General features: G+C 35.3%; 38 protein-coding genes. 35 read left to right on the top strand and 3 right to left on the bottom strand.

Annotated elements, in window-relative coordinates; all coding sequences use genetic code 11:
- The coding region (locus NiCM35_RS23675; protein WP_433780818.1) for a DUF4158 domain-containing protein at positions 1-1,853 on the bottom strand (1,853 nt) is incomplete at its 3' end.
- A gap of 147 nt (positions 1,854-2,000) precedes the next feature.
- Between NiCM35_RS23675 and NiCM35_RS23670 the strand changes: the two genes are divergently transcribed.
- The 7 genes from NiCM35_RS23670 to NiCM35_RS23640 all read left to right on the top strand — a co-directional run bounded on the left by NiCM35_RS23670 (position 2,001) and on the right by NiCM35_RS23640 (position 6,805).
- Positions 2,001-2,576: a recombinase family protein gene (locus tag NiCM35_RS23670; RefSeq protein ID WP_016204422.1), complete on the top strand. Its 576-nt coding sequence runs from the start codon at positions 2,001-2,003 to the stop codon at positions 2,574-2,576.
- A 437-nt stretch (positions 2,577-3,013) separates the two neighbouring features.
- On the top strand, positions 3,014-3,667 hold the full coding sequence (locus NiCM35_RS23665; RefSeq protein WP_016204421.1) for an ArsR/SmtB family transcription factor: 654 nt from the start codon (positions 3,014-3,016) through the stop codon (positions 3,665-3,667).
- Between the two features lie 19 nt (positions 3,668-3,686).
- Entirely contained in the window at positions 3,687-4,415 is a 729-nt protein-coding gene (locus NiCM35_RS23660) for an MBL fold metallo-hydrolase (protein WP_016204420.1), read from the top strand.
- A gap of 48 nt (positions 4,416-4,463) precedes the next feature.
- Entirely contained in the window at positions 4,464-5,681 is a 1,218-nt protein-coding gene (locus NiCM35_RS23655; protein ID WP_016204419.1) for an MFS transporter, read from the top strand.
- Positions 5,682-5,817: 136 nt separating this feature from the next.
- Positions 5,818-6,150 carry a class I SAM-dependent methyltransferase gene (locus NiCM35_RS23650; protein ID WP_250637168.1) on the top strand — a complete coding sequence of 111 codons (333 nt, stop codon included), beginning with the start codon at positions 5,818-5,820 and terminating at the stop codon, positions 6,148-6,150.
- On the top strand, positions 6,143-6,409 hold the full coding sequence (locus NiCM35_RS23645; RefSeq protein ID WP_142385655.1) for a class I SAM-dependent methyltransferase: 267 nt from the start codon (positions 6,143-6,145) through the stop codon (positions 6,407-6,409). The genes NiCM35_RS23650 and NiCM35_RS23645 overlap by 8 nt, the downstream gene beginning before the upstream one ends.
- Before the next feature lie 12 nt (positions 6,410-6,421).
- Positions 6,422-6,805, top strand: a complete 384-nt coding sequence (locus NiCM35_RS23640; RefSeq protein ID WP_019380820.1) for a DUF302 domain-containing protein — start codon at positions 6,422-6,424, stop codon at positions 6,803-6,805.
- Positions 6,806-6,935: 130 nt separating this feature from the next.
- On the opposite strand, the gene NiCM35_RS23635 is transcribed toward NiCM35_RS23640, so the two are convergent.
- On the bottom strand, positions 6,936-7,136 hold the full coding sequence (locus NiCM35_RS23635; protein ID WP_142385654.1) for a hypothetical protein: 201 nt from the start codon (positions 7,134-7,136) through the stop codon (positions 6,936-6,938).
- A 314-nt stretch (positions 7,137-7,450) separates the two neighbouring features.
- Here NiCM35_RS23635 and NiCM35_RS23630 point away from each other — a divergent pair, with 314 nt between their 5' ends.
- Genes NiCM35_RS23630 through NiCM35_RS23600 form a run of 7 tightly spaced genes read left to right on the top strand, consistent with a single transcriptional unit; the run spans position 7,451 to position 11,250 of the window.
- Positions 7,451-7,771 carry a rhodanese-like domain-containing protein gene (locus NiCM35_RS23630; protein WP_016204414.1) on the top strand — a complete coding sequence of 107 codons (321 nt, stop codon included), beginning with the start codon at positions 7,451-7,453 and terminating at the stop codon, positions 7,769-7,771.
- A 20-nt stretch (positions 7,772-7,791) separates the two neighbouring features.
- Positions 7,792-8,364 (top strand): sulfurtransferase TusA family protein, encoded by a 573-nt coding sequence (locus NiCM35_RS23625; protein ID WP_016204413.1) that lies wholly within the window; start codon positions 7,792-7,794, stop codon positions 8,362-8,364.
- Positions 8,365-8,380: 16 nt separating this feature from the next.
- Positions 8,381-8,770 carry a DsrE/DsrF/DrsH-like family protein gene (locus tag NiCM35_RS23620; protein ID WP_016204412.1) on the top strand — a complete coding sequence of 130 codons (390 nt, stop codon included), beginning with the start codon at positions 8,381-8,383 and terminating at the stop codon, positions 8,768-8,770.
- 14 nt (positions 8,771-8,784) lie between these two features.
- The gene (locus NiCM35_RS23615) at positions 8,785-9,021 is read left to right on the top strand and encodes a glutaredoxin family protein (protein ID WP_016204411.1); all 237 of its coding nucleotides are present in this window, start codon (positions 8,785-8,787) and stop codon (positions 9,019-9,021) included.
- Positions 9,022-9,034: 13 nt separating this feature from the next.
- Complete coding sequence (locus tag NiCM35_RS23610; protein ID WP_016204410.1) at positions 9,035-10,171, top strand: MBL fold metallo-hydrolase; 1,137 nt, start codon at positions 9,035-9,037, stop codon at positions 10,169-10,171.
- Positions 10,172-10,182: 11 nt separating this feature from the next.
- Positions 10,183-10,410 (top strand): sulfurtransferase TusA family protein, encoded by a 228-nt coding sequence (locus NiCM35_RS23605; RefSeq protein WP_016204409.1) that lies wholly within the window; start codon positions 10,183-10,185, stop codon positions 10,408-10,410.
- A gap of 60 nt (positions 10,411-10,470) precedes the next feature.
- A complete protein-coding gene (locus NiCM35_RS23600) occupies positions 10,471-11,250 on the top strand; it encodes a sulfite exporter TauE/SafE family protein (protein ID WP_019380822.1) in 780 nt (259 codons plus the stop codon).
- On the opposite strand, the gene NiCM35_RS23595 is transcribed toward NiCM35_RS23600, so the two are convergent.
- Positions 11,247-11,426: a hypothetical protein gene (locus NiCM35_RS23595; protein ID WP_016204406.1), complete on the bottom strand. Its 180-nt coding sequence runs from the start codon at positions 11,424-11,426 to the stop codon at positions 11,247-11,249. The genes NiCM35_RS23600 and NiCM35_RS23595 overlap by 4 nt on opposite strands.
- Positions 11,427-11,537: 111 nt before the next feature.
- On the opposite strand from NiCM35_RS23595, the gene NiCM35_RS23590 reads away from it, so the two are divergent.
- The 21 genes from NiCM35_RS23590 to NiCM35_RS23490 all read left to right on the top strand — a co-directional run bounded on the left by NiCM35_RS23590 (position 11,538) and on the right by NiCM35_RS23490 (position 23,327).
- A complete protein-coding gene (locus tag NiCM35_RS23590) occupies positions 11,538-11,939 on the top strand; it encodes a DUF2892 domain-containing protein (RefSeq protein ID WP_016204405.1) in 402 nt (133 codons plus the stop codon).
- A 150-nt stretch (positions 11,940-12,089) separates the two neighbouring features.
- A complete protein-coding gene (locus tag NiCM35_RS23585; RefSeq protein ID WP_016204404.1) occupies positions 12,090-12,593 on the top strand; it encodes a DUF2243 domain-containing protein in 504 nt (167 codons plus the stop codon).
- The gene (locus NiCM35_RS23580) at positions 12,574-13,377 is read left to right on the top strand and encodes a cytochrome c oxidase assembly protein (protein WP_016204403.1); all 804 of its coding nucleotides are present in this window, start codon (positions 12,574-12,576) and stop codon (positions 13,375-13,377) included. Before NiCM35_RS23585 ends, NiCM35_RS23580 begins: the two co-directional genes overlap by 20 nt.
- A 96-nt stretch (positions 13,378-13,473) precedes the next feature.
- Positions 13,474-13,845, top strand: a complete 372-nt coding sequence (locus tag NiCM35_RS23575; protein WP_016204402.1) for a rhodanese-like domain-containing protein — start codon at positions 13,474-13,476, stop codon at positions 13,843-13,845.
- A 12-nt stretch (positions 13,846-13,857) separates the two neighbouring features.
- On the top strand, positions 13,858-14,121 hold the full coding sequence (locus NiCM35_RS23570; protein WP_016204401.1) for a metal-sensitive transcriptional regulator: 264 nt from the start codon (positions 13,858-13,860) through the stop codon (positions 14,119-14,121).
- Between the two features lie 124 nt (positions 14,122-14,245).
- Positions 14,246-14,725, top strand: a complete 480-nt coding sequence (locus tag NiCM35_RS23565) for a DsrE/DsrF/DrsH-like family protein (protein ID WP_016204400.1) — start codon at positions 14,246-14,248, stop codon at positions 14,723-14,725.
- Positions 14,726-14,769: 44 nt separating this feature from the next.
- Positions 14,770-15,132 carry a rhodanese-like domain-containing protein gene (locus NiCM35_RS23560; RefSeq protein WP_016204399.1) on the top strand — a complete coding sequence of 121 codons (363 nt, stop codon included), beginning with the start codon at positions 14,770-14,772 and terminating at the stop codon, positions 15,130-15,132.
- A gap of 15 nt (positions 15,133-15,147) precedes the next feature.
- The gene (locus tag NiCM35_RS23555; RefSeq protein WP_016204398.1) at positions 15,148-15,444 is read left to right on the top strand and encodes a rhodanese-like domain-containing protein; all 297 of its coding nucleotides are present in this window, start codon (positions 15,148-15,150) and stop codon (positions 15,442-15,444) included.
- A gap of 60 nt (positions 15,445-15,504) precedes the next feature.
- Positions 15,505-16,080 (top strand): sulfurtransferase TusA family protein, encoded by a 576-nt coding sequence (locus NiCM35_RS23550; protein WP_016204397.1) that lies wholly within the window; start codon positions 15,505-15,507, stop codon positions 16,078-16,080.
- 16 nt (positions 16,081-16,096) lie between these two features.
- The gene (locus tag NiCM35_RS23545; RefSeq protein WP_016204396.1) at positions 16,097-16,330 is read left to right on the top strand and encodes a glutaredoxin family protein; all 234 of its coding nucleotides are present in this window, start codon (positions 16,097-16,099) and stop codon (positions 16,328-16,330) included.
- A 12-nt stretch (positions 16,331-16,342) separates the two neighbouring features.
- A complete protein-coding gene (locus NiCM35_RS23540; protein ID WP_016204395.1) occupies positions 16,343-16,735 on the top strand; it encodes a DsrE/DsrF/DrsH-like family protein in 393 nt (130 codons plus the stop codon).
- A gap of 52 nt (positions 16,736-16,787) precedes the next feature.
- On the top strand, positions 16,788-17,915 hold the full coding sequence (locus NiCM35_RS23535) for an MBL fold metallo-hydrolase (protein WP_016204394.1): 1,128 nt from the start codon (positions 16,788-16,790) through the stop codon (positions 17,913-17,915).
- A gap of 26 nt (positions 17,916-17,941) precedes the next feature.
- On the top strand, positions 17,942-18,169 hold the full coding sequence (locus tag NiCM35_RS23530; RefSeq protein ID WP_016204393.1) for a sulfurtransferase TusA family protein: 228 nt from the start codon (positions 17,942-17,944) through the stop codon (positions 18,167-18,169).
- A gap of 52 nt (positions 18,170-18,221) precedes the next feature.
- Positions 18,222-18,998 (top strand): sulfite exporter TauE/SafE family protein, encoded by a 777-nt coding sequence (locus NiCM35_RS23525; RefSeq protein WP_016204392.1) that lies wholly within the window; start codon positions 18,222-18,224, stop codon positions 18,996-18,998.
- A 52-nt stretch (positions 18,999-19,050) separates the two neighbouring features.
- Positions 19,051-19,398, top strand: coding sequence for a DsrE/DsrF/DrsH-like family protein (locus tag NiCM35_RS23520; RefSeq protein ID WP_016204391.1), 348 nt, complete (start codon positions 19,051-19,053; stop codon positions 19,396-19,398).
- A 14-nt stretch (positions 19,399-19,412) separates the two neighbouring features.
- Positions 19,413-19,793 carry a peroxiredoxin family protein gene (locus NiCM35_RS23515; protein ID WP_016204390.1) on the top strand — a complete coding sequence of 127 codons (381 nt, stop codon included), beginning with the start codon at positions 19,413-19,415 and terminating at the stop codon, positions 19,791-19,793.
- 319 nt (positions 19,794-20,112) lie between these two features.
- Complete coding sequence (locus NiCM35_RS23510) at positions 20,113-20,505, top strand: rhodanese-like domain-containing protein (RefSeq protein ID WP_019380827.1); 393 nt, start codon at positions 20,113-20,115, stop codon at positions 20,503-20,505.
- Between the two features lie 225 nt (positions 20,506-20,730).
- Positions 20,731-21,393: a hypothetical protein gene (locus NiCM35_RS23505; protein ID WP_016204387.1), complete on the top strand. Its 663-nt coding sequence runs from the start codon at positions 20,731-20,733 to the stop codon at positions 21,391-21,393.
- A gap of 19 nt (positions 21,394-21,412) precedes the next feature.
- Positions 21,413-22,138 (top strand): cytochrome c biogenesis CcdA family protein, encoded by a 726-nt coding sequence (locus NiCM35_RS23500; RefSeq protein WP_019380828.1) that lies wholly within the window; start codon positions 21,413-21,415, stop codon positions 22,136-22,138.
- Positions 22,135-22,701 (top strand): peroxiredoxin family protein, encoded by a 567-nt coding sequence (locus tag NiCM35_RS23495; RefSeq protein WP_016204386.1) that lies wholly within the window; start codon positions 22,135-22,137, stop codon positions 22,699-22,701. Before NiCM35_RS23500 ends, NiCM35_RS23495 begins: the two co-directional genes overlap by 4 nt.
- A gap of 26 nt (positions 22,702-22,727) precedes the next feature.
- Positions 22,728-23,327, top strand: a complete 600-nt coding sequence (locus NiCM35_RS23490) for a class I SAM-dependent methyltransferase (RefSeq protein ID WP_016204385.1) — start codon at positions 22,728-22,730, stop codon at positions 23,325-23,327.
- Positions 23,328-23,367 lie beyond the last annotated feature (40 nt).

The raw sequence follows: 23,367 nt of genomic DNA, 5'->3' as shown, positions 1-23,367 counted from the left end.
GCTGCCATAATAATAATCGTTTCTTCTTTATCCGGTTTTCGATTATTGGAAGCATGAGTGAATTGTTCATGAAATCCTGTTATATAAGCAACATCCATGAGTAAATCGGTTAATTTTATTCTTGGGAGCATCTGATACAGGCTCGCACTAAATTTTTTTGCTTCTTCCGGAACATCTTTTTCCAAGCGTGCAATTGATATCTTTCCTTTTTCAAGAGAAACTCCGTCCAACTTAACGGAATTGGCAGCTAACCACTTTAACCTTTCATTAAGACTTTTGGTTCTCTCCGTCATATAATCTTCGAATGATAAACTAACTGATAATCTCGTATTCTCCTTCGCTTCATTCCATGTATCTTCTGAAAATAAATATTCCTCAAAATCTCTATATTGCCTGCTACCAACAATGGAAACATCTCCTGCCCGAACATGCTCCCGAAGTTCCGTTAAAACAGCCATTTCATAGTAATGACGATTAATTGTTGTACCATCATCCTCGTATAAATGCCTTTTCCAACGTTTTGAAATAAAATCCACTGGTGAGTCATCAGGTACTTTTCGCTTTCCAGATTCATTCATTCCTCGGATAATCTCTACAGCTTGTAAAAGTGGCTCATTTGCCTTTGTAGAATGAAAGTCTAATACTCTTAATAGCGTCGGCGTATATTTTCTAAGTGAATAAAAGCGTTTTTGCAGTAAGTCTAAATAATCATAGTCAGCAGGACGTGCAAGCTCCTGAGCTTCTTCTACAGAAGAAACAAAAGAATTCCATTCAATAACAGATTCCAAAACCTCAAAAACATCTAGTTTATCCTTTTTTGCTTTGATTAAAGCCTGTCCGATGTTCGTAAAGTGTATTACCTTCTCATTTAGCTTTTTACCGTTTTGTTTCTGAATTTCTTCTTGCGCCTTACGGCCTTTTGATAACAGACTTAGTATTTGTCTGTCATGAATTTCAAATGCCTTATCCGTTAACTCCTGAGTAAGATGTAATAAATAGACGGTTAATATCGAATATCGTTTATTTTCTTGAAAGTCACGGAATGCATAAGGCTCATATCTTGAACCTAAGCGAGATAGCTGTAACAGGCGATTGCGATGCAAATGACTAATTTGTACCGTTTCTAACTCCATTCCTCGTATGTATTCGAGTCGTTCTATTACTTTTAGAAATGTTTCGGGTGAAGGATGACCTGGTGGTTCCTTTAACCAACCCAATATCGTTTTATTGGATTCGGATGGATGCTGCGAAGTAATGACCTCTTCCAGCTTTTCTTTTTGCTTTTTTGTTAGAGATTGATTAACCATGTTAAATAGCTTCTTTTCAGCCATCGCCCTTGCCTCCCACACCATTCTCTCAAGTGTGGTGAAAGCAGGTAATATGATTTTATTTCTTCTTAGAAAATCTATGCATTCATGTAGTAAATGTATGGCATCACCATTTTCCAAAGCTACTTGATGAAGATGCTTAAATGTCATTCGATATTCTTTTAGAGTAAAAGTTACAAAGTCGTATTCACTTCGAATTTCTTTCAAATGATCCCAAAGTGTATTTTCTCTTTGAGGATAAAGACTAATCGTGGATGGTGTGGCACCGATTTGTTTCGATATATAATGTATGACGGAATCTGGGATGCTTTTGATATGAGTGTATGGCCATCCGGGATACCGAAGAACGGCCAATTGAACTGCGAACCCTAAACGATTTTCTTCTCTCCTTCGCCTATTTATAATTTCTAAATCTCGTTTGGAAAAAGTGTAGTAGGTTCCCAATACCCATTCATCTTCAGGGATTTGCATTAAAGCAAGTCTCTGATCTGGTGTAAGTAATTCTCTACCTCTCGCAATTTTCATATAGTCTCATCCCATTTCTGTAATTTTTCAGTTAATTAGTTTAATTATATATCAATAGAGTGTACTCTATTGATACAAGTATAGTAGACTGATAAAATCATAGTTAAGAGTGTCTCATAAGACTTGTCTCAAAAACGAGGTGAAATTTTGCAGAAAATCGGTTATATACGCGTCAGTTCGACTAGCCAAAATCCTTCAAGGCAATTTCAGCAATTGAACGAAATTGGAATGGATATTATTTATGAAGAAAAAATTTCAGGAGCCACAAAGGATCGTGAACAACTTCAAAAAATGTTAGAGGATTTACAGGAAGGTGACGTTATTTATGTTACAGATTTAACTCGGATCACTCGAAGTACGCAAGATTTATTTGAATTGATTGATTTAATACGAAATAAAAAGGCAAGCTTAAAATCACTTAAGGATACATGGCTAGATTTATCAGAAGATAATCCATACAGCCAATTCTTAATTACGGTAATGGCTGGTGTTAACCAATTAGAGCGAGACCTTATTCGTTTGCGTCAGCGTGAAGGAATTGAGCTCGCAAAGAAAGAAGGGAAGTTTAAAGGACGGTTAAAGAAATATCATAAAAATCACGCAGGAATGAATTATGCAGTAAAGCTATATAAAGAAGGAAATATGACTGTAAATCAAATTTGTGAAATTACAAATGTATCTAGGGCTTCATTATATAGAAAGCTGTCAGAAGTGAACAATTAGTCACTCCTTATTCCATATAAGGCCCCGATTGTGGAGTATCTCTAATTACGTAGTAGACTAAATACTGCGCAATAAATAATGTCTTAAATTAAGTTATTGCAAGAAAGATAGCAGAAATAAAAAGAGATAAACAGCTATCCATTATTAATGGTTTTTCTTTTTCCACCGTGGTTTGCGGTGTTTTTTTATAAATAAAAAGACCCTATACCTCTTCGGAAAATCTAACGATTGCAGCAAACATTTTGGCTAAAGCATATCCTTCCTAGTTTCATTATTAACTTTATATATCATTTAATCTTCTCAGCTTGGTTAATAATAAAATACATTAAATTTTTCAAACTATATTTTTCCACTTAGCAAACCACTTTACAAATTAAATCATATATTATACAATTCAACTATTCAATCAATAAGTTGAATAGATTAGAGGTGATTATATGGAACCTAGAGAATTTAAAGATCTTGTTTACAGTCAATTTGCTCGAATTAGTAAAGCTCTATCTAGTCCTAAGCGCTTTGAGTTATTAGATTATTTATCTCAAGGACCAAAAACAGTGGAGAGGTTATCCAAAGAAGCAAAGATGTCTGTAGCAAATACATCAAAACACCTTCAGGCACTACTAGAGGCTAGATTAGTTAAATTTAGTAAGGATAAAAACTTTGTATTCTACTCTTTAACAGATGATAACGTAATTGAACTCCTGCATTCGATTAAAAATTTAGCCGAAATGCAGTTTAGTGATATTACACACGTAAGAAAAGGTTATATAGGAAGAGATGAAAGGATTAAAATGGTTCATCTTAAAGATATGTTGAAAGAGATACAAAATGGTGAGGCTGTTCTAATTGATGTTAGACCAGAAGATGAATATAAAAATCAACATATTACGGGAGCTCTATCGATACCTGTTGAAGATCTAGAGGAGCATATTTCTTCTCTTCCAAAAGATAAAAAAATAATTGCTTATTGTCGTGGACCTTATTGTGCTTTTGCAACACAAGCAGTAGAAACATTAAACTCCCTTGGATACGAAGCTTATCGCATGGAAGAAGGGGTTCATGAGTGGAAACAATCTGATTATATTCATTAATTTTAAGGAGGAATTAAAAATGTTATTTCGTCAATATTTACACACTAATCCAGTAGCAGCATCATATTTTTTTGGGTGTGGAAGTCAATCACAAGGAGTGGTGGTAGACCCACTAGAAGATCAAGTTGATTTTTATGTAGAAGAAGCTGAAAAGTTAGGCATGAATATTGTTTATGTAATTGATACACATCTTCATGCTGACCATGTATCAGGTGCAAGAAAATTAGCTGAGAAAACAGGTGCAAAATATGTCCTTCATTCTTCAGCAGAAACAAGCTTTAACTTTACTCCAGTAGAAGACGGGGATGAATTATTAGCTGGAAATACACTATTAAAGTTCTTGCATACCCCAGGTCATACACCAGAGCACATTTCTATCGTGGTTTCTGATAAACGTCGAGCTGATGAACCTTGGTTTGTCTTAACAGGTCATACGTTAATGGTTGGAGATGCAGGTAGAACTGAATTGGCTGTATCTATTGAAGAAGGGGCAAAAGATTTGTATCAAAGCTTAAAAAAGATCACTCAATTAGAAGACCATGTTGAAATTTATCCTGGAGCGTTTTCAGGATCAGTTTGTGGACGTGGTTTAAGTGGGAAACCTTCTTCAACCATTGGATTTGAAAAACGTCACAATGAAGCAATGAGATTTGATAACGAGAAGGAATTTGTTGATTTTATGACAACGAACGTACCACCACAACCAGAAGGTTTTAAAGAGATGAGAAAAACAAATCAAGGAAAATAATAAAGTGGAGAACCTCTATTTGGTTCTCCCTTTTTGGAGGTGAATGGTTTGAGTAAAGTACAAATTGGAATTAAAGAAAATTTAATAAATTTCATACTTCTAGTTGTTACGAACTTCTTTGTTGGTTCAATGGTTGGTTTAGAAAGAACCATTCTCCCGATTATTGGTGAAGAAGATTTTGGTTTGGCATCGGCTAGTGCGGCATTATCTTTTATTATTAGTTTTGGATTTTCAAAGGCTATTGTGAATTATTTTGCAGGTGCTATCGCAGACCGATTAGGAAGAAAGAAAGTCCTTCTTATCGGTTGGAGTATCGGCTTATTAGTTCCTTTGCTGGTTATATTTGCGACCTCATGGTGGATGATTGTAGTTGCAAATATTTTCTTAGGTATCAACCAAGGATTATCTTGGTCCATGACCGTAAATATGAAAATTGATTTATCGAAACCTACTCAAAGAGGTTTTGCTGTAGGGTTAAATGAATTTGCAGGGTATATAGGAGTAGCTGTAATGGCTGGTGTCTCTGGTTTTGTTGCAACAAATTTTTCTAACCGCCCCGAACCATTTTATTTAGGTATTATTATTGTGGTAATCGGTTTTATCTTATCATTACTTGTAAGAGATACAGAAGAACATATAAAGCTTCAAACAAAATCATCCAATAATGGTCCGACTTTATCTGCAAAAGAAGTGTTCAAAATAACTACGTTTAAGAATAAAAGTTTATCTAGCATCACTTTTGCAGGATTAAGCACAAACCTTAAAGATGGTATGGCTTGGGGACTCTTCCCATTATTCTTTACAGGTGTTGGCTTAACCGTATCAGAAATTGGAGTGTTAGTTGCGATTTATCCAGCTTCATGGGGATTTTTCCAACTGTTTACCGGAGCGTTAAGTGATAAGATCGGACGAAAGTGGTTCATTGTTGGTGGAATGTGGCTTCAAGCTCTTTCTCTGTGGATGATTTTATTTGTAAACGAATATAGCCTATGGTTCATAGCAGCTATTCTTCTAGGACTAGGAACCGCAATGGTATATCCAACCTTACAAGCTTCAATTAGTGATATAGCACAACCAGAATGGAGAGCCTCATCAATGGGAGTTTATCGTTTTTGGAGAGATAGTGGATATGCATTTGGAGCATTATTTGCAGGATTTATTGCAGATATGCTTAATATTAGTTGGGCAATTGGTTTAGTTGCTCTATTACCTCTAATTGCAGGAATCATAACAGCAGTTCGAATGAATGAAACATTAATAAGGTAGGAACAGAGTATTGAATCAATATAAAAGATTTATTGAAAAATCCTACTCAATGTACGACAAAGACCAAACTTAAGGCTTGTAGTATCTTATTACTCATTTTATAATTAATATATACCATTACGGGTATACGTATATAATGGAAGGGGGGATGATTCTGTCTCATCGAACTGATCCAAATAGAGCATATAGGCTCTTTGATCCAAAGAGAAAAAAGCTTATAACACCCAATAAGGCATTGGAATTATTAGAACTTGAAGAGTTTGAAAATGTCGCTGATCTAGGTGCGGGTAACGGCTATTTTACACTTTCACTAACGAAAAAATCTAAGATGGTTTATGCTGTAGATATTGAACCCAGGATGTTGAAATTATTAATGGAACGTGCAGAAAAGGAGAACATAAGTAATATCAGGTATGTTGAAAGTAATCTTGAGGATATAAAATTGGAAAAGAATATTGTAGATAGATAAAGCGTTAATAGCTTTTGTCATACATGAAGTGCCTGATATAAAAGCTGCACTCGGAGAAATTCGTAGGATTATAAAGCCAGGTGGAATGTTTGTATTGTTAGAATGGGAAGCGGTGGAATCAGAGATAGGACCTTCAATAGAACAGAAAGTACCGTCTATAACCATGAAAAAGTTATTAGAACAAAACGGCTTTCATCCAAAACTTGTGCATTTAAATCAATCAATTTATGCAATAATTGCTAAAAACATTAAATTTTAAGGAGGATAAAAAATGTTTGACTATACCGTTGAAACAAAAAAGAGTATTAATGAAGCAGTAACAAGTTTAGAAACTAATTTGAAAGAAGAGAAGTTTGGCGTTTTGTGGATGTTTGATATCAAAGACAAACTTCAAGAGAAGGGACTAGATTTTAATCAGGAATATAAGGTCTTAGAAGTCTGTAATCCACATGAAGCTCAGAGAGTTTTAAATGAAAACTTATTAGTGGGGTATTTTTTACCATGTAAAATTGTTGTTTACAGTGACAATGGGCAAACTAAGATAGGGATGCCTAGACCAACAGCACTTATTAAGCTTGTGAATAATGATGAAATCATAAAGCTTGCAAAAGATATTGAGGATCGTTTAATTAATTGTATTAATAAAAGTATATAGAAACTGTGAATTTGCCTGTCAAGAAATAAATATTTTATAACTACTTTGAAAAAAACGGGCGACGATAAAAAACTATCGCCGTCCTTTTTTTTATTTTTCGTTTACTATTTTATTTATCGTATCTATCATTTCAGGACTTTGAAATATTTCTATCATGCCATCTTGCATTTCCGGTACTGCCATCATGTCCAGCATACATATTTGGGCTTATGCCACCAGAGTACATCATATGATCGATGCCACCATATCCGGCAAGAAGGAGTAAGGCTAAAACGGCAACGACACGTTGATTTGTTTTTATTTTCATTTGTTTTCCTCCTTGTTTAGACATTCACTTTTACTGCTTTCCCGAATAAATGTCTTTTATAGCCCTAAGGTTAATCCACCTAATATTTCAAACAAAATTAAACTCCACCTAAAACTCCACCTACTATTATTATTTTTTTATTCATTTTAATCACTCCAGTTCAACTTTATACCCCTGTTAGTATTGTGATATTAACATTACTAAAATCAATTAGTGTGATAAAAGTTACAATTAGAAGCTTATTTTGGATTTATATGGACGTGGCAAATAAACATATTTAACCGATAAAAGAGAATTCTAAGTATGACTTGTATTACTTCAACATAAGGAGTGACGAAATGAATACTAAGTCAAAAGTTGCTGAGATTTTACCAAAAGAAGTATCTGAAAAAGTAAGGCAAGGAAAAGCACAAAGTATTATCGATGTTCGTGAACATGAAGAAGTTGCACAAGGGAGAATCCCAGGTGCTTACCATATTCCTTTAGGAGAGCTTGAAAATCGATTACATGAAATTGACAAAGACAAGGAGCATTTTATGGTATGCCAATCGGGGAATCGGAGTGGAATGGCTGCTGAATTTTTGCAAGATAAGGGGTATAAAGTGAAAAATATGGTTGGTGGAATGCTTAATTGGGAAGATGAAGTCGAAAAACCGTAACCCAAGAAGGAGGAATCTCAATGGAAGTTACAGTTAATAGGGTGTTAGATGCAAAGGGACTGGCTTGCCCGATGCCAATTGTAAAAACAAAAAAAGAAATGAACACCCTTGAACCAGGTGAAGTGATGGAAATTCAAGCTACCGATAAAGGTTCAACAGCTGATTTAAAGGCTTGGGCTTCTAGTACCGGTCATCAGTATTTAGGAACTGTAGAAGAGGGAGAGACCTTAAAACATTATCTTCGAAAAGTTCGTTCAGAAGAAGAAAAACCTGAAGCAAAACATCCGGATGTGGTTCATTTAGATGAATTATTAAAGAAATTAGATGGAAATGAAAAAATAACTGTTTTAGATGTGAGAGAACCGGCTGAATATGCATTCGGTCATGTACCGGGTGCTATTAATATCCCACTTGGTGAATTAGAAAATCGGTTTGAGGAACTTAACAATGTAGACAATCTACATGTCATTTGTAGAACGGGTAGTCGTAGTGATTTTGCTGCACAAAAGTTAACCGAAAAAGGCTTTAACAACGTTAAAAATGTAGTTCCTGGAATGAAAGACTGGACAGGACCTATCGATAAAAATCATTAAACAAGGAGGAATAATAATGAAAGTAGCTATCATTGCCTCAAACGGTGGGATGTTTGATGCCTATAAAGTATTCAATATTGCAACGGCTGCAGCTGCTACTGATGCTGAAGTGGGAATCTTTTTTACATTTGAAGGCTTAAATCTCATTCATAAAGAAGGTCATAAAAATTTGCCAATGCCTACAGGAACAGAACATTATCAAGAAGGATTTAAAAAAGCGAATGTTCCACCAGTTGAAGAGCTTGTTGCAATGGCGAGTGAGATGGGTGTGAAAATGATTGCGTGCCAAATGACAATGGATGTTATGAGTTTAGAAAAAGAGCATTTTGTAGAAGGGATTGATGTTGGCGGTGCAGTTACCTTTTTAGCGTTTGCTAAAGATGCTGACGTAACGCTAACGTTCTAAAGGAGTGAAGAATGATGAATAAGAATGTTACTGTCTATACCACAAACACTTGTCCCTATTGTGTAATGGTAAAAAACTTTTTAAATGAGCAAGGTGTCGCATTTAAAGAAGTAAATGTGCAAGAAGATCCTGCAGCAGGAGATAAATTGGTTGAAACAACAGGTCAGATGGGAGTCCCTCAAATTGAAATTAGTGGTGAGTGGGTTTTAGGGTATGATCCGGAAACGATTACTCAACTTTTAGAAAAGTAAAAGGAGGAGACACATGGGAACAACAACAGCTCTGAAAACAATATCTGTTAAAGATTTAGCCCAGAAAGTCATTAATCATGAAGACCTTTTCATCCTTGATACCCGTAATACCAGCGATTTTGACGATTGGAAAATAGAAGGGCGCAATATAGAGGTAATCAATTCTCCTTACGTTGAATTATTAGAAGGAGTCGATTCAATATTAGATAAACTACCAAAGAGCAAAGAAATTTATGTCATTTGTGCTAAAGGTGGTGCATCAGAATTTGTCGCCGAACAAATAATGGAACAGGGGTTTACAGATGTTTACTCAGTAGAAGGCGGAATGAAGGCTTGGAGTGAACACCTTGAGCCAATAAAGATTGGTGATTTGAAAAATGGAGGAAGCATCTTTCAATTTGTACGGATTGGAAAAGGCTGCCTTTCCTATTTAATTGAGTCTGACGGAAAAGGGGCAATAATTGATACTAACAGAATGTTGTCTCCATATGAAGAGATGATAAAGGAACATAATATTACGTTAACACACGTTTTAGATACTCATTTGCATGCTGACCATATTTCTGGTGGTAGAGAACTTGCTGAAAAACATGGTGCAACCTATTATTTACCACCAAAGGATGCTAAAGAAGTCACATTTAACTACTCACAAATTAATGACGGCGATGAATACAAGGTTGGACAGACAACCATAAAAGCCATTTACTCTCCTGGGCATACCATTGGTAGTACATCTTTTGTCGTTGATGATCAATATTTGTTAACAGGTGACATTTTATTTATTGATTCCATTGGTCGCCCTGATCTAGCTGGTAAAGCTGAAGACTGGGTAGGAGATTTAAGAAATACCCTTTATCAACGTTACAAAGAGCTAGCTGATAATCTTCTAGTCTTACCTGCCCATTACATGGGAATTAACGAAATGAATGATGATGGAAGTATTTCAGAAAAACTTGGTGTACTTTATCAACAAAATCATGGATTAAATATTAATGATGAAGCTGAATTCAGAAAAACGGTGACAGAAAATCTTCCGCCACAGCCGAATTCATACCAAGAAATTCGTGAGACAAATATGGGTAAAATCAAACCAGAAGAAGAACAACAAAGGGAAATGGAAATTGGACCAAATCGCTGTGCAGTGAGATAGGAGGAAAAGAGATGGAAGCAACAAAAGTATTAGATGCAAAAGGGCTAGCTTGTCCAATGCCAATTGTAAAAACAAAAAAGGAAATGGATTCATTAAGTTCAGGAGAGATCCTTGAGATTCATGCAACAGATAAAGGGGCAAAAAATGACTTGACTGCATGGGCACAATCGGGTGGACACGAATTGCTAAAAGATGAAGAAGAAAATGGTGTTTATAAGTTCTGGTTAAAAAAAGGATAGAATTTAGGGGAAGGTACCTTTAAACGGTTACCCTCCCCCTTTGATTGGAGGAAAAAGAAAGTGGATATTGGATTTATCGTGGTTATATTCCTTATCGGTTTTATTGGATCCTTCATATCCGGAATGGTAGGAATTGGTGGATCGATTATTAAATATCCCATGCTTTTATACATTCCACCACTGTTTGGATTAGCTGCATTTAGTGCACATGAGGTATCTGGAATTAGCGCCGTACAAGTTTTTTTCGCCACAATAGGGGGAGTATGGGCTTATAGAAAAGGAGGGTACTTGAATAAAACGTTAATTATATACATGGGTGTTGCCATATTAATTGGTAGTTTTATTGGTGGATATGGCTCAAAGCTCATGACCGAAAGTGGAATTAACATTGTATATGGAATTCTAGCTTTAATCGCCGTTGTGATGATGTTCTTACCTAAAAAAGGAATCGATGAGATCCCACATGATCAGGTGAAGTTTAATAAATGGCTCGCAGCTGTTCTTGCATTAATTGTTGGGGTGGGTGCGGGAATTGTTGGTGCTGCTGGTGCGTTCATTTTAGTTCCTATCATGCTCGTAGTGCTGAAAATTCCAACTAGAATGACGATAGCGACCTCTTTAGCTATTACGTTTATCTCGTCTATTGGTGCAACTGTTGGGAAAATTACAACAGGTCAAGTCGAATATTATCCAGCGTTAATCATGGTTGTAGCAAGCCTAATCGCTTCGCCACTTGGTGCTAATTTTGGTAAAAAAATAAATACCAAAATCCTACAATGGATTTTGGCATTACTCATATTAGCTACTTCAATTAAAATTTGGTCTGATATTTTATTTTAAGAGACCTTATTACTTTCAACGTATGTCTCAAGTGCAGGATGATATTCCTTTTGAAAATGATTATCTGGACATGATTTGATTACAATTGAGAGTAATGAGTTCGTTTTATCGCTGACTAAATTTTTATTACAAGTAGGGCATTTTTCATTGAAAAAAGATTTGAAAAAACGTTTCATATTAGGTTCCTCCTATACCCATTAATTCCTATTGTTATACTAGGTATTGTAGAAGATTTATTTAAAAAACTCAATGGGTTTATATACCAATCAACGAGAGGATGGGAATGTATGAGAGATCTATTTCCACCAACTACGACTAAAGTAAAGTTAAACACAGATGATAGAATCAATAATGATATAGAACGAAAAACTGCACATAATATCAACAATTACTACGGGAAAACTGAAAAAGAAATAGATAAACGTATTAAAGAATTAAATTATGAATGGGATACCGAAAGAGTTTTAGAACTTAACTTTGCATCAATTGTATTGATATCATCTTTACTTGGATTATTAAGCAATAAAAAATGGATGGCATTGTCAGGAATAACAAGTGTATTTATGATCCAACATTCTTTACAGGGGTGGTGTCCTCCATTACCACTGATAAGGAGACTTGGCGTTAGGACTGCAACAGAAATATTTGAAGAGAAGGAAGCATTAAAGAAGATACTAAATAAAAGCTGATATTGGGTTATTTTTTATAGAACACTCGTGACTTTATGAGTGTTCTTTTATTATGAAAACAGAATCAAAATCCTTCTTCATCACCTATTGTTTAAAAGTAATGGTTGAATGGACAAAATAATTAAATATGAACATATAGGAGGGAAATGGATGAATATTATTAAAAACTCAAAACAAAAGTTTATTTTTGCGAATCGCAATTTATTTGGTGGCTTTTTATTTGGGCTTGGTCTTGTAGCTTTTATTGATGAAACGGTTTTTCATCAACTACTACACTGGCATCACTTCTATGATAAATCAACAACTGATATTGGACTAGTTTCGGATGGTCTGTTTCATGCTTTTAGTTGGTTTGCGACCATCTTTTCAGCTTTTATGTTTGCAGACCTTCGCCGCAGAAATGCTTTTTGGCTTGCAAGATGGTGGGGAGGAATATTGCTTGGGGCTGGAGGCTTTAATTTGTATGATGGTATCATCCAACACAAGTTCATGAGAATACATCAGATTCGTTACAATGTAGAAATACTTCCTTACGACTTAGTGTGGAATTTAGTTGCTGTAGCACTCATTATTGTTGGGGTGATTCTCGTATTTCGCACAAGAAAGCAATTATCCCAAGGGGAGGAAATTCTTAGTGGATCACAATCACATTGATAGTTCCGGTTATAGTTATTTAGATTATTTCTTCATTTTGGTATTTGTGTTAATGATTATTCTTTATATAATGGGAGTTGTTTTATCCAATCGAAAGCATAAAAAATGGTCGCCATACCGAACGTTATCTTGGCTTTTAGGGGTTCTGTTTGTAGCACTTGCTGTAGTGGGACCGGTAGCTGAACAAGCCCATATGGATCTTAAAATACACATGCTAGGTCATTTATTTCTTGGGATGTTAGGACCTCTACTTATTGCGCTTTCTGCACCGATGACGCTTTTTTTAAGAACTCTGTCTGTGAAATTAGCACGACGGTTTACACAGATATTAAAAAGTTACCCGGTCCGCATTGTAAGTGATCCTTTTATCGCATCGCTTCTAAATATTGGAGGACTATGGGTACTCTATACAACGGACTTATACGCACAAATGCACGGGAATTTATATCTTTATGTCTTTATACACGTTCATGTATTCATAGCAGGATACCTTTTTACAGTATCCATGATCTATATTGATCCAGTTGCCCATAGAACAAGTTTCCTCTATCGTTCTATTGTTTTAATAATCGCCTCAGGCATCCACGGTATTCTATCAAAGTATATTTATGCCCATCCCCCAAAGAGTGTACCAATTTCCCAAGCCGAGATGGGTGGAGTGCTAATGTATTATGGTGGAGATGTGATCGATATATTTCTAATCTTCATTTTTTGTTATCAATGGTATATATCCACAAATAAAAGAAGGGTATCTGATAAATCAAAATTATTCTTACAAAGTTAAAAAGAAATAAATTTAAAGGTATTGACAATATACCCTAATGGGTATAATATAAACGTTGTAAGACATTCCTTTTTTTATTAGTAAAGGAGACAGCATATGATAGTTGCTATAATAATGAGTGCCATTATTGTTGCTCTTTTTAAAAGACATTTTCCCGTTTTTAGGGTTGAAAATATAACTAATCACGTTGATATGGGAACATCAATAGTCGTAGATGTAAGAGATTATATTGAGTCTCATAACAGCCCAATAGAAAGAGCCATCAATGTTCCAGTGGCATACCTTAATAGGTTTTATTCAGAAATCCCAAAAAGTGACTTGATTGTAGTGGCATCAAACCGCCTTGAAAGGAATCTAGCGATTCGTTTCTTACGCAAAAGAGATTTTAAGGTCGTTGGCTATTTAATTACAAATCAAACACAAACAGTATTAAAGGAAAATCAATTAAATAAAGAAAGTTATTGTTAAGGGGGAAAACAGATGGAATACAACGACCAAATGAAAAACAGAGTAAAGCGCATTGAAGGACAACTTAGAGGAATTTTGAGAATGATGGAAGAAAATAAAGACTGCAAAGATGTTATTACTCAGTTGTCTGCAGCAAGAACAGCGATTGATCGGACGATTGGAGTTGTCGTCAGTTCAAATTTAGTGGAATGTGTTCGTAACGCCGAAGAAATTGGTGAGAAAAATACAGAAGAACTATTAAAAGAAGCTGTCAATCTGCTTGTAAGAAGTAGATAGAAATAAAGGGGTTGACACTCTCTTTTATTTTTAATAATATTATACCCATAGGGGTAAAGGTAAAAGGAAAATTTTTTATACAGAAAAATACCCTAATGGGTAAACAACAAGAGGAGGAACAAACATGACAGAAACAAAAAAAACAACAATCGTATTATTTAGTGGTGATTATGATAAAGCAATGGCTGCTTATATTATTGCAAACGGGGCAGCTGCCTATGATCATGAAGTAACTATTTTCCACACATTTTGGGGATTAAATGCTCTACGTAAGGATGAAGATATTGAAGTGAAAAAAGGTTTCATGGAAAAGATGTTTGGCAAAATGATGCCAAGAGGTGCTGAAAAAATGGGTCTGTCAAAAATGCACTTTGCAGGTTTCGGTCCTAAAATGATTAAAGATGTAATGAAAAAGCATAATGCAATGCCACTTTCAGACTTAATTGAAATGGCAAAAGAACAAGATGTTAAGCTCGTTGCTTGTACGATGACAATGGATTTATTAGGACTTCAAAAAGAAGAACTTTTAGATAATATCGAGTATGCAGGTGTAGCTGCATATTTAGCTGATGCAGAAGATGGAAATGTAAACCTATTTATCTAAACACGTTAGGGGGATTATCCCCTACATAAAAGGAGGGAGTAAGTTTGGAATATCTAAATTATTTAATCATTGGACTCTTTCTGTTATTTATCATTAAACGAATCATCCCGGCTAAAGGTGTTAGACAGATTTCAACAACAGATTTAAAGAATGAATTAAAAGATAGGAATAAACAATTTGTTGATGTACGTACTCCTGGGGAGTTTAAGGGAAGAAACATTAAAGGATTTAAAAATCTCCCACTCCAACAACTTGCGCAAAAAGCGGAGAAGGAACTATCAAAAGACAAAGAAGTAGTTGTTATTTGTCAAAGTGGAATGAGAAGTCAAAATGCTACTAAAATATTAAAAAAATTAGGATTTACGAACGTGACAAATGTAAAAGGTGGTATGAGTGCCTGGAGATAAAAAGGAGGAGAGAAAATGAAACAACTAACAGCAAAAGAAGTGGAAACATCGTTAGTAGAAGGTCAACCATTAAACTTGATTGATGTTCGTGAAGTGGATGAAGTTGAAACTGGGAAAATCCCAGGAGCGATCCACATTCCACTAGGGTTATTAGAATTCCGTATGCATGAATTAGATAAGTCTCAAGACTATATCATGGTTTGTCGTTCTGGTGCACGTAGTGGTCGCGCCTGTCAATTTCTTGAAAGTCATGGGTTTAAGGTAACCAACATGACAGGCGGAATGCTTGCGTGGGAAGGCGAAACAAAATAAGGTGATTTTTTTTAGAAGTCAATATACTCGTAAGGGTAATAAACAGGAGGTTTTTATATTATGAATTCATTAAAAACAGATCTTTTATTAGATGCAAAGGGCCTAGCTTGCCCAATGCCTATCGTCAAAACAAAAAAGGCAATGAATGAGTTACAATCTGGTCAAGTCTTAGAGGTTCAAGCAACAGATAAAGGGTCAAAAGCTGACCTTGAAGCATGGGCAAAAAGCGCTGGACATCAGTATCTAGGCACAATTGAACAAGGAGATGTGTTAAAGCATTACCTTAGAAAATCTTCCAATGATGGAACAATTGAAAGAAAACATCCTAACATCACAAGCAATGAAGAGTTGGAGAAAAAACTAGATGTTAACGAGAATATTGTTGTTCTCGATGTTAGAGAAGCAGCGGAGTACGCATTCAACCATATTCCAAACGCCATCTCTATTCCGTTAGGAGAGTTAGAGGATCGTCTTTCAGAGCTTAATACAGCTGATGAGATTTATGTGGTGTGTCGAACTGGAAACCGTAGTGATCTCGCAGCTCAAAAATTAGCTGAAAAAGGTTTTGCAAATGTGATTAATGTTGTGCCAGGGATGAGTGCTTGGTCAGGCAAAACCAATAGTTTAAATAAATAAGGAGGGGAAATTTGATATGAGCACAGTAACGGTATACACAACCACACGCTGTCCGTATTGTGTTATGCTAAAGAACTTTTTGGCAGATCAAACTATACCTTTTAAAGAGGTAAATGTTGAAGAAAACCCAGAGATTATGAACCAACTAGTCGCAAAGACCGGACAACTGGGTGTGCCTCAAACAGAGGTAAATGGCAAGTGGGTTGTTGGTTATGATCCAAATAATATAATGCTAGCATTAAGAAACTAGGAGGAATTAAGAATGAGTAAAGTAGCAATTATAGCAAGTAATGGTGGATTATTTGATGCATATAAAGTTTTTAATATCGCAACAGCTGCAGCAGCATCTGATCAGGAAGTTGCCATATTCTTTACATTTGAAGGATTAAACTTAATTCATAAAGAGGCATACACACAACTACCAATGCCAGAGGGGAAAGAGCATTTTGCTGAAGGGTTTGCAAAAGCAAACGTACCAGCTATACCTGAGTTAGTGGCAATGGCACAAGAAATGGGTGTCAAATTCATTGGTTGCCAAATGACAATGGATGTGATGGGATTAGAAAAGGAAGCATTTGTGGATGGAATTGAAGTGGGTGGAGCTGTAACCTTTTTAGAATTTGCAAAAGATGCAGATGTAACTCTTACGTTTTAATAAAAATTAATTATTTTTTTGAATTTAAATATACCATAGGGGGTAAAATGATATGACTGTAAAGGCTATGACTTCAAAAGAAGTAACAAAAAAAGTATTTAATAAAGAACCATTATTTATTCTAGACGTTCGTAATGAAAGTGACTTTCAAGATTGGAAAATTGAAGGAGAAAACTTCGACTATTATAATATTCCGTATTTCGAGTTACTGGATGGAGTGGAAGGAATCTTAGATAAAATCCCGGCTAATCAAGAAGTTTTAGTCGTTTGTGCAAAAGAAGGATCTTCATTAATGGTGGCAGAGATGTTATCAGAACAAGGATTAACGGCTTCTTACCTGCAAGGTGGGATGAAAGCGTGGAGTGAGTACTTAGAGCCTGTGAAGGTCGGGGACTTAAACGATGGAGGTGAAGTGTATCAGTTCGTTCGTATCGGTAAGGGCTGCCTATCTTACATGGTCGTCTCAAATGGGGAAGCAGCTATCATCGATGCAACTCGTATGACTGATATTTATCTTGATTTTGCAAAAGAAATTGGTGCAAAAATTACGCATGTATTTGATACGCATCTTCATGCTGACCACATTTCTGGTGGAAGAGTCATTGCTGAGAGAACAGGTGCTACGTATTGGTTACCACCAAAGGATGCAACAGAAGTCACATTTGAGTATAAGCCTTTAGAAGATGGAAATGTGGTAACAATCGGAAATACTGCCATCGATATTCATGCCCTGTATTCTCCAGGTCACACAATTGGTTCTACATCGTTTGTTGTGGATTCTCAGTTCTTATTATCAGGTGATATCCTATTCATCGATTCAATCGGCAGACCAGACTTAGCTGGGATGGCAGAAGACTGGGTAGCAGATTTAAGAGAAAGTTTGTACATCCGTTACAGAGAGCTTTCAGAAGAACTAGTTGTTCTACCAGCGCACTTTATGATCATTGATGAATTGAATGACGATGGTAGTGTATCAGAAAAATTAGGGACACTATTTGCAAAAAATCATGGTCTAAACATCGAGGACGAAAATGAATTCAGAAAATTAGTAACAGAAAACCTACCACCACAACCAAATGCGTATCAAGAAATTCGTGAAACTAACATGGGGAAAATTAACCCAGATGATGAAAAACAACGTGAAATGGAAATTGGACCAAACCGTTGTGCGGTTCGATAAAAACTTATTTTAGGAGGAATAACGAAATGGAAGCAACTAAAGTATTAGACGCAAAAGGATTAGCATGTCCAATGCCAATTGTAAAAACAAAAAAGGCAATCAATGAATTAGCATCAGGTGAAATTCTAGAAATTCATGCTACTGATAAAGGTGCTAAAAACGACCTAACAGCTTGGGCAAAATCTGGTGGTCATGAACTAATTAAGCATGAAGAAGAAAATGATGTATTTAAATTTTGGATTAAAAAAGGTTAAAAAATAAGGGGAGCCTATGTAGGGTTCCCTTTTTTCAAAAGGAGGTAACACCATGGATTTTGGATTCATCATTACGATTTTCTTAATAGGATTTATTGGATCATATGTTTCAGGAATGTTAGGAATCGGCGGGTCTATTATTAAATACCCAATGTTATTATATATTCCACCGTTATTTGGCTTAGCAGCATTTACTGCACATGAAGTTTCAGGCATAAGTGCGATTCAAGTATTCTTTGCAACTATTGGTGGAGTTTGGGCTTACCGAAAAGGTGGATATTTAAATAAAACGTTAATTATGTATATGGGTGCTAGTATTTTAGTGGGTAGTTTTGTTGGAGGATTTGGATCAAAGTTAATGTCTGAAGGAGGCATTAATTTAATTTATGGGATATTAGCCTTAATTGCAGCAGTGATGATGTTTATTCCGAAAAAGGGAATAGACGACATTCCATTAGATCAGGTGAAATTTAACAAATGGCTTGCAGCACTATTAGCCCTTATTGTAGGGGTGGGGGCTGGGATCGTTGGAGCAGCAGGAGCCTTTTTATTAGTGCCAATCATGTTAGTGGTATTAAAAATTCCAACAAGAATGACGATCGCTTCTTCTCTAGCGATTACGTTTATTTCATCAATCGGAGCGACAGTAGGTAAAATTACGACCGGACAAATTGACTACTTCCCAGCTTTTATTATGATCGTTGCAAGTTTAATTGCTTCCCCATTGGGTGCAATGGCTGGAAAAAAAGTAAATACCAAAGTGTTGCAAGTCATTTTAGCGTTATTAATTGGAGCTACTGCCGTTAAGATTTGGTTAGATATTTTGTAAAAACAGGGGAAAATAAAGTGTATTCATAGTAGGTTTGAAAGAAGGGGTTATAATGACGAACAAGAAATTTGTTTATTTTGTATCGTTAAGCTCAAATGTTCCCTATGTGTTGAAGAAATCAATCGAAATGGTTGAACAAAAAAATGAAGTCGCCATATTTTTTGATCTTGATGGAGCGCGTGTTTTAGATAAACGTTATTTAAAAAGAATGACGAGAACACATGGAGTAGATCTATCCTTACTTTTTAACTTGGCTTTAAATGCGGGAATTAAATTGTATGGTTGTCAAATGAATGTGTTAATTGCTGATGGTTTGGAATTAATAGAAGGGGCAGAACTCGCGGGCGTTGTTACCTTTTTAGAAACAGCCTACCAAGCTGATGCTGTTTTAAGTTTTTAAGAGGGGGACTAAACATGAATACGAAAAAAGTTGTCGTTTTAGCACTTCATGATGAATTAGAGTCTGCTTACCCACCTTTAAATGTTGCTGTTGGAGCTGCTTCATCCGGGGCTGATGTGATCTTAGCCTTCTCACGAAAAGGAGTAAACATTTTAGATCAAAAATACATTCCTATTCCATCGGATGGAATTGAATACTTGTCTAATGCTCTAGCTGATTTTAACGCACCTTCAATTAACGATTTACTTGAGATAGCTGTTGAATCTGGCGTTAAATTTTATGTGGTGGACTTAGATATAAAGGACCATACGCAATTTAAGTACCCAGCTGAGCAAGTCCCCATTAAATGGGTTTTAAATGAGGCAGTTTCAGCGGATTTGTTTGTACATTTTTAAATATTGAGGAGGAATAACGTTGATTAAAATTACAGATGCTGCGATATCAAAAATAAAACAAGAAGTTAAAGATGTAAAAAAACCATTTATTCGTCTTGCAATGGGCATTGGTTGAGGGGGACCTCAGCTTCGTCTGGCTCTGGAAGAGTCAGCTTTAGAAAATGATGAGATTATTGAACAAGATGGCATAAGTTTTTTAGTACATGAAACAAGTAAACCATATTTTAATAATGTCAAAATTGATTATACCAAGACCATATTGGGTGGCGGGCAATTTATTGTCCTTACACTATAAGTACATCTGAAAGCAGGAGTTTCCTTGAAGATTAAAACAATAGCATTATATCTACCCCTTGTCATTTTAGTATTATATTTTGGCTATACCCAGTTTGAAAATAATAGCATTAAAACAATTTCAATTAATGAGTTGGAGCAAAAATTACAGGATCCCAAATCAAGTAACATAATCTTTGTTGATGTGCGTGAACCCCATGAATATGAAGCAGGTCATATTAAAGGGATGAAAAACATTCCACTAAGCACATTAAAATCCGATTATAAAGGTCTTTCTAAAGATGCGGAAATCGTTCTATTGTGCAGAAGTGGGAAACGAAGTCTTCAAGCTGCAAACATTTTAAAAGACTATGGTTATGGTAATGTTGTAAGTGTAAGTGGCGGTATTCAAGAATGGCAGGGAGAAATTATAAAATAAGTAATGGAGTAGGCTGATAATATGAATAAAGATCATAACAACTGTGGCAAAGGTAGTTGAGGAATTCCTAACAAAAAATCACGGTCATTTTTCCCACCCATATGACCAGGGATTTTAGTCTGGCTCCTGGTAGGAGTCATCGTCTTGTTTCAAAGAATCTTTTAAGAAGAGGGGCTAAACAGCCCCTTTTTGTGTAAACATCAAGCAATTTTTTTGGAGGTACCCATGGATATCATTCAAATCGGTTCATTTACGATTCTCCTTAAATGGTTTCTTCTTGGAGTGGCAATTCTATTTGGAATAGTTTTTATAAAAGTATTGCTCCTACGCTTACCGAATAGGGAACATAATAAGGCAGTATTTGACTTATTAACTAATAGCGTGTTTTTAGGCTTTTTTATTTGGAAAGGTAGCTTACTTCTTACGGAACCTTCATTAGTAATAAAAAGTCCTTTGTCGTTGTTGTATTTTACAGGAGGAAGAAGTGGCTTAATTTTAGCTATTATTTTTTCAATCTACTACTTTATTTATAAAGCAAGGAAATTAGATATTTCAATGCTAGTTACTTTGAAATACGGCTTACTATTTAGTTTTTCAGTGCTGTCTGTCTATCACTTTTTATCCGCCACCTTTGTAGAGGATAATTTCATTTATCATGTTCTTTTTGGCATTTATTCGTTGACTAATTTGATACTCATTCTAGTTCAAAAAATTCTATCCTCATATAAATCATTTTTTTCTGTCATCGTCTTATTTTCATTCTACAAAATAATACTCTCATTGGTTCTAATCAATGAAAATACGATTTTTATTTTCTCGATGGAGCAGTGGTTTTTTGTAGGATTAATAATCTTGTCTCTTTACCTTTGGGATAGAAAACTACAGTAGAAAGATAGGTGGGTAAGAATTGGAAAATATCACAATATTTTTTGCATTAACTGCAGGGGTACTTTCATTTTTTTCACCTTGTGTGTTTCCATTAATTCCTGCATATGTTGCTCATTTAACCGATGGTTCAGTAAAAGATGGAAAAGTAAATACCCAGAAGAGTGTCCTGTTTTCTCGTTCAATAAGTTTTATCTTTGGATTTAGTATTGTATTTGTGTTACTAGGAGCTTCAGCAAGTGTTGTAGGACAAATATTTTTAGATAATAAGAAATTAATTCAAATGATAGGGGGATTCCTCATCATTATTTTTGGGTTACAGATGCTTGGTGTGTTTAAAATAAAGTTTTTAATGACTGAAAAACGGTTTGATTATAATAGGAAGTCCAAAGCTAGTTCTCTAAAATCATTTATCCTTGGTTTAGCATTTGGATCAGGATGGACACCTTGTGTAGGACTTGCTTTATCGTCCATTTTATTACTGGCTAGTTCAACTGAAACGATTTATTCTGGCATGTTTTTATTATGGATATACGCCTTAGGTCTAGGCATTCCTTTTCTCATGTTATCTTTTCTTGTGACATACTCTTTAAATGTGATTAAAAGAATCAATAAGGTTTTACCAAAGCTTTCGTTAGTTAATGGAGTAATCCTTATCATAATGGGATTGTTATTATTCACTGGTCAAATGGAAAAGATCAGTGCTTATCTCTCTACATTCACGATTTTTGAAGGAGTGGGATTATGAACAAACAAATACTCGTCTTAGTAGGTTTGATTGGTCTTTTAGGTTGGGGAGTATATGACTATGCATTTTCAGAAAAAGACAATATGGATGAAACCTCCCTTAACAATCGAATAGAAAATAATGATTTAATTAGTGGAATAAAAGAAGGAAATTTGGCACCTGAATTTCAACTCCAGACTTTAGAAGGAAGAGAAGTAAAACTGTCTGACTATAAAGGAAAGAAAGTCATTTTAAATTTTTGGGCTACTTGGTGTCCTCCTTGTAAAGCTGAAATGCCTCATATGCAAGAATTTTATCTAGATCAACAAAATGAAAATGTAGAAATTTTAGCAGTTAATTTAACTACTGCAGAAAAGAACACAAATGATATTGGAAAATTTGTAAAAGATTATGGATTAACTTTTCCAATACTGCTTGATACTAAAGGCGATACAGGAGAAACATATCAAGCTTTTACGATCCCAACAAGTTATATAATTGATTCGCAGGGGATTGTTCGAAAGAAAATTGTCGGACCGATGGATAAGGAAATGATGGAGCAATTAATAAAAAGTATTGACTAAAAAATTAAATCAAAGGAGAACAAGCTATGAATTCCTGGAATGATCGATTTAAAAATGAGAATTATGTTTATGGAACTAATCCAAACGTATTTCTTGCGGATGTCCATAAAAAATTAAACCTATCAGGAGATGCATTGGCTATTGCTGAAGGAGAAGGTAGAAATGCAGTCTACTTGGCGCAACAAGGAATGAATGTAACTGCATGGGATTATGCGCAATCCGGACTGGCTAAAACAGAAAAGCTTGCCAAGGATAGAAATGTAACAGTTCAAACAAAGCTTGTAGACTTAAATGAAGCTAACTGGGATAAAGAGCAGTGGGATGAATTGATTTGTATTTTTGGTCACTTTCCAGAGGCATTACGTACAAAAACACTTGAAGGTGTTAAAGATGCAGTTAAACCAGGTGGTTATTTTATTTCAGAGGTGTATTCGGTTTATCAGCTACCATACAAAAGTGGAGGACCACAAAACGTAGAACTACTTTATAAACCAGAAGAGTTTTTAAGCGTTTTTTTTGATTGGCGGATTGTTCACTTTTTTATGGGCGAGGTTGTAAGGAATGAAGGAGAACTTCATAATGGTTTGTCACATGTTATTCAGTTTGTGGCGCAAAAAAGAGAATAAAATAACTTTGGAGTTGCCTTCAGCAACTCTTTTGGTGGTG

This window comes from Niallia sp. M35 (assembly GCF_050971705.1).
Classification (GTDB): Bacteria; Bacillota; Bacilli; order Bacillales; family Cytobacillaceae; genus Niallia; species Niallia circulans_A.
The sequence above is the reverse complement of the archived record's forward strand: the minus strand, read 5'-3'. Positions and strand labels throughout refer to the sequence as shown.

Coding starts and splice junctions, on each gene's coding strand:
- NiCM35_RS23665 (WP_016204421.1), top strand. CDS start 3,014: ATGGAACCTAGAGAATTTAAAGATCTTGTTTACAGTCAATTTGCTCGA.
- NiCM35_RS23660 (WP_016204420.1), top strand. CDS start 3,687: ATGTTATTTCGTCAATATTTACACACTAATCCAGTAGCAGCATCATAT.
- NiCM35_RS23650 (WP_250637168.1), top strand. CDS start 5,818: ATGGAAGGGGGGATGATTCTGTCTCATCGAACTGATCCAAATAGAGCA.
- NiCM35_RS23640 (WP_019380820.1), top strand. CDS start 6,422: ATGTTTGACTATACCGTTGAAACAAAAAAGAGTATTAATGAAGCAGTA.
- NiCM35_RS23635 (WP_142385654.1), bottom strand. CDS start 7,136: ATGTCTAAACAAGGAGGAAAACAAATGAAAATAAAAACAAATCAACGT.
- NiCM35_RS23630 (WP_016204414.1), top strand. CDS start 7,451: ATGAATACTAAGTCAAAAGTTGCTGAGATTTTACCAAAAGAAGTATCT.
- NiCM35_RS23625 (WP_016204413.1), top strand. CDS start 7,792: ATGGAAGTTACAGTTAATAGGGTGTTAGATGCAAAGGGACTGGCTTGC.
- NiCM35_RS23620 (WP_016204412.1), top strand. CDS start 8,381: ATGAAAGTAGCTATCATTGCCTCAAACGGTGGGATGTTTGATGCCTAT.
- NiCM35_RS23615 (WP_016204411.1), top strand. CDS start 8,785: ATGAATAAGAATGTTACTGTCTATACCACAAACACTTGTCCCTATTGT.
- NiCM35_RS23610 (WP_016204410.1), top strand. CDS start 9,035: ATGGGAACAACAACAGCTCTGAAAACAATATCTGTTAAAGATTTAGCC.
- NiCM35_RS23605 (WP_016204409.1), top strand. CDS start 10,183: ATGGAAGCAACAAAAGTATTAGATGCAAAAGGGCTAGCTTGTCCAATG.
- NiCM35_RS23595 (WP_016204406.1), bottom strand. CDS start 11,426: ATGAAACGTTTTTTCAAATCTTTTTTCAATGAAAAATGCCCTACTTGT.
- NiCM35_RS23590 (WP_016204405.1), top strand. CDS start 11,538: ATGAGAGATCTATTTCCACCAACTACGACTAAAGTAAAGTTAAACACA.
- NiCM35_RS23585 (WP_016204404.1), top strand. CDS start 12,090: ATGAATATTATTAAAAACTCAAAACAAAAGTTTATTTTTGCGAATCGC.
- NiCM35_RS23575 (WP_016204402.1), top strand. CDS start 13,474: ATGATAGTTGCTATAATAATGAGTGCCATTATTGTTGCTCTTTTTAAA.
- NiCM35_RS23570 (WP_016204401.1), top strand. CDS start 13,858: ATGGAATACAACGACCAAATGAAAAACAGAGTAAAGCGCATTGAAGGA.
- NiCM35_RS23565 (WP_016204400.1), top strand. CDS start 14,246: ATGACAGAAACAAAAAAAACAACAATCGTATTATTTAGTGGTGATTAT.
- NiCM35_RS23555 (WP_016204398.1), top strand. CDS start 15,148: ATGAAACAACTAACAGCAAAAGAAGTGGAAACATCGTTAGTAGAAGGT.
- NiCM35_RS23550 (WP_016204397.1), top strand. CDS start 15,505: ATGAATTCATTAAAAACAGATCTTTTATTAGATGCAAAGGGCCTAGCT.
- NiCM35_RS23545 (WP_016204396.1), top strand. CDS start 16,097: ATGAGCACAGTAACGGTATACACAACCACACGCTGTCCGTATTGTGTT.
- NiCM35_RS23540 (WP_016204395.1), top strand. CDS start 16,343: ATGAGTAAAGTAGCAATTATAGCAAGTAATGGTGGATTATTTGATGCA.
- NiCM35_RS23535 (WP_016204394.1), top strand. CDS start 16,788: ATGACTGTAAAGGCTATGACTTCAAAAGAAGTAACAAAAAAAGTATTT.
- NiCM35_RS23530 (WP_016204393.1), top strand. CDS start 17,942: ATGGAAGCAACTAAAGTATTAGACGCAAAAGGATTAGCATGTCCAATG.
- NiCM35_RS23525 (WP_016204392.1), top strand. CDS start 18,222: ATGGATTTTGGATTCATCATTACGATTTTCTTAATAGGATTTATTGGA.
- NiCM35_RS23520 (WP_016204391.1), top strand. CDS start 19,051: ATGACGAACAAGAAATTTGTTTATTTTGTATCGTTAAGCTCAAATGTT.
- NiCM35_RS23515 (WP_016204390.1), top strand. CDS start 19,413: ATGAATACGAAAAAAGTTGTCGTTTTAGCACTTCATGATGAATTAGAG.
- NiCM35_RS23505 (WP_016204387.1), top strand. CDS start 20,731: ATGGATATCATTCAAATCGGTTCATTTACGATTCTCCTTAAATGGTTT.
- NiCM35_RS23495 (WP_016204386.1), top strand. CDS start 22,135: ATGAACAAACAAATACTCGTCTTAGTAGGTTTGATTGGTCTTTTAGGT.
- NiCM35_RS23490 (WP_016204385.1), top strand. CDS start 22,728: ATGAATTCCTGGAATGATCGATTTAAAAATGAGAATTATGTTTATGGA.